This is a genomic window from Trichloromonas sp., assembly GCF_041583255.1.
Classification (GTDB): domain Bacteria; phylum Desulfobacterota; class Desulfuromonadia; order Desulfuromonadales; family Trichloromonadaceae; genus Trichloromonas.
The window spans coordinates 1-2090 of record NZ_JBFHGD010000314.1 but is presented as its reverse complement, the minus strand read 5'-3'; the positions used below and the strand labels follow the sequence as shown (position 1 = coordinate 2090).

Here is a 2090-nt window from a genome sequence, read left to right as displayed (position 1 = left end):
TCATCGTGCAGCCGAGCCTGCTCAATATCCGCTCGGGACCGGGAATGTCCTTCGGCATCAGCGGCCAGGTGGTCCGTGGCGAACGGCTGCACATCCGCGGCAATTCGGAGGGCTGGTATTACGTCGAAACGCCAGGCGGCATCAACGGCTGGGTGATGGTGCAGTTCACCTCGCCCCCCGCCGCCGGTTAATTCATCCCGTGCCCGCAGGGCACAAACCTACTTGCTCAAAGGAGATCATCATGAAAAAGCAGATTGCAACCATGTCGCTGATGACCGTTTTCGCGCTGGCCGGTTCCATTTACGCGGTTCACGCCGACCCTCTGGCCGGACGCATGATGGGCGAAATGCGCGGCGGCGCGGGCGATGGCAGCGGGGGCGGTCGGCATCTGGCCAAAATGGCCAAGGTTCTCGACCTGAGCGAGGCCCAGCAGGCCCAGATTCAGACCATCCTTGCAGCAGAGCGGGCCAAGACCGAGCCGCTGCGCCAGCAGATGGAGGCAGACCGCGAGCAGATGCGCCAGCTGGTGCAGGCCGACAGCTTCGATGAGGCGGCGGTGCGCGCCCTGGCCTCGAAGAAGGCCGAAGTCGGTACCGAGCTGATGGTGTCACGGGCCCGTACCCAGAACCTGATTCAGGCCCAGCTGACTCCCGAGCAGCGCGAGCGGGCTGAAAAGGTGCGCCCGCTGATGCAGGAGCAGCGCGGCGGCAAGGGCAGGCACCACAACGACGGTCACTCTTCCCGCAAGGGCGACTGTCCGCAGCCGGATGGCCAGCTGTAACAAGGAAACTTTCTGAACCAAACGGCAGCGGCTGGCGGTCAAAGACCGCCAGCCGCTTTCTTTTTGATGGATGCCGCTGCAGCGAATGGTTTAGTCCCATCCCTTTCAGCGCATTTTCGCGACAAGTGATTTGCGGAAAGGGCAGCATGTGTTAATCTTTTCTCATTTGCTGTGTCGTCAATGGGAGGGAAGGCGAACATGAGGGAAATTATCAGCTGGCTGGCAGAAGTTGAAGCCAAGGCGTCGCAATTTTACGCACAGGCCTCGGCGGCTTTTGCCGAGGATCAGGATTTTTCCGCTTTCCTGTCGAATCTGTCGGCGGAGGAGGCGGAGCACCAGGCGCTGCTCCTGGAGGGCGCAGGCCTTATGGCCCGGCAGCCCATGCCGGAAGCCTGTTTTTCTTTCGACGAGTCCCTCAGGCAGACTATCGAGGATCCCTTCGTTCGCGCTCATGCCTTGCTGAAAAAAGATGAACTGACCAAAGAGGCCATGGTTGAGGTCATTGCCCGCGCCGAGTTCTCCGAGTGGAACGAGATATTTCTCTATGTCGTCGATACTCTCAAGGGGCATGACAGGACCTTCCAGAAGGCGGTGGCCGAAATCGAAAAGCACCGGAAGGATATCGAGACGTTTATTTCGTCATTCCCCTGGGGCGAGGGTATTTTGGCAAAGATTGGATGGCTGCAGCCGGTGTGGAAACGGCGCATCCTGGTGGTGGAGGATGATCCGGCGATTGCCAACCTGATCAAAAGCCTGGTCATGGCCGAGGCAGAGGTGGTTCTCGCCGAAGATGGCGAGGAGGGGCTCGCACGCATACGGGAGGGGTTCTTCGATGTGGTCGTCTCTGATATCGAAATGCCGAAACTGAACGGGGTCGAGCTGTATAAGCAGGCGGTAGAAGTCGATCCCGACTTGAAGGGGCGATTTGTCTTCTTCAGCGGCAGCCAAAAGGCTGAAGACCGCAAATTCATCAAATCGGCTAAGCTCAGAATACTCCCCAAGCCATCGCCGTTGAGCGTCATCCGCAGGGTCATAAATGAGGTGGCCGTTCGAAAGATGGACTCCTGACCCAGGTGGATGGCGACACGGCAGTATGATTCTCCCGGCTACCCGGTCATTGCCGCCAGCCTTGCCTTGAGCTCCTGCTCCCGCTGCCATTGGGCCGAAACGTCGCGCAGGATGGCGGCGACCCCCAGCGCTCGACCTTCCCCATCCTTCACCAGCACGATGGAAAACTCGCTTGAAAACCGGGCGCCGTCCTGGCGCAGTGCCGGCACCCGCAACGGTTCGCTGCCATAGCGGCTCTGCC

3 protein-coding genes and 1 pseudogene are annotated in these 2090 nt (G+C 60.0%); 3 read left to right on the top strand and 1 reads right to left on the bottom strand.

The window, feature by feature from the left end; genetic code table 11:
- The 3 genes from ABYV89_RS16170 to ABYV89_RS16160 all read left to right on the top strand — a co-directional run.
- The coding region (locus ABYV89_RS16170; RefSeq protein ID WP_432823965.1) for an SH3 domain-containing protein at positions 1-191 on the top strand (191 nt) is incomplete at its 5' end.
- Between the two features lie 50 nt (positions 192-241).
- Positions 242-781, top strand: a complete 540-nt coding sequence (locus ABYV89_RS16165; RefSeq protein ID WP_432823964.1) for a Spy/CpxP family protein refolding chaperone — start codon at positions 242-244, stop codon at positions 779-781.
- Positions 782-979: 198 nt separating this feature from the next.
- A complete protein-coding gene (locus ABYV89_RS16160) occupies positions 980-1849 on the top strand; it encodes a response regulator (RefSeq protein ID WP_432823963.1) in 870 nt (289 codons plus the stop codon).
- 38 nt (positions 1850-1887) lie between these two features.
- Here ABYV89_RS16160 and ABYV89_RS16155 read toward each other — a convergent pair.
- Positions 1888-2090: pseudogene (locus ABYV89_RS16155) on the bottom strand (histidine kinase); the annotation flags it as partial.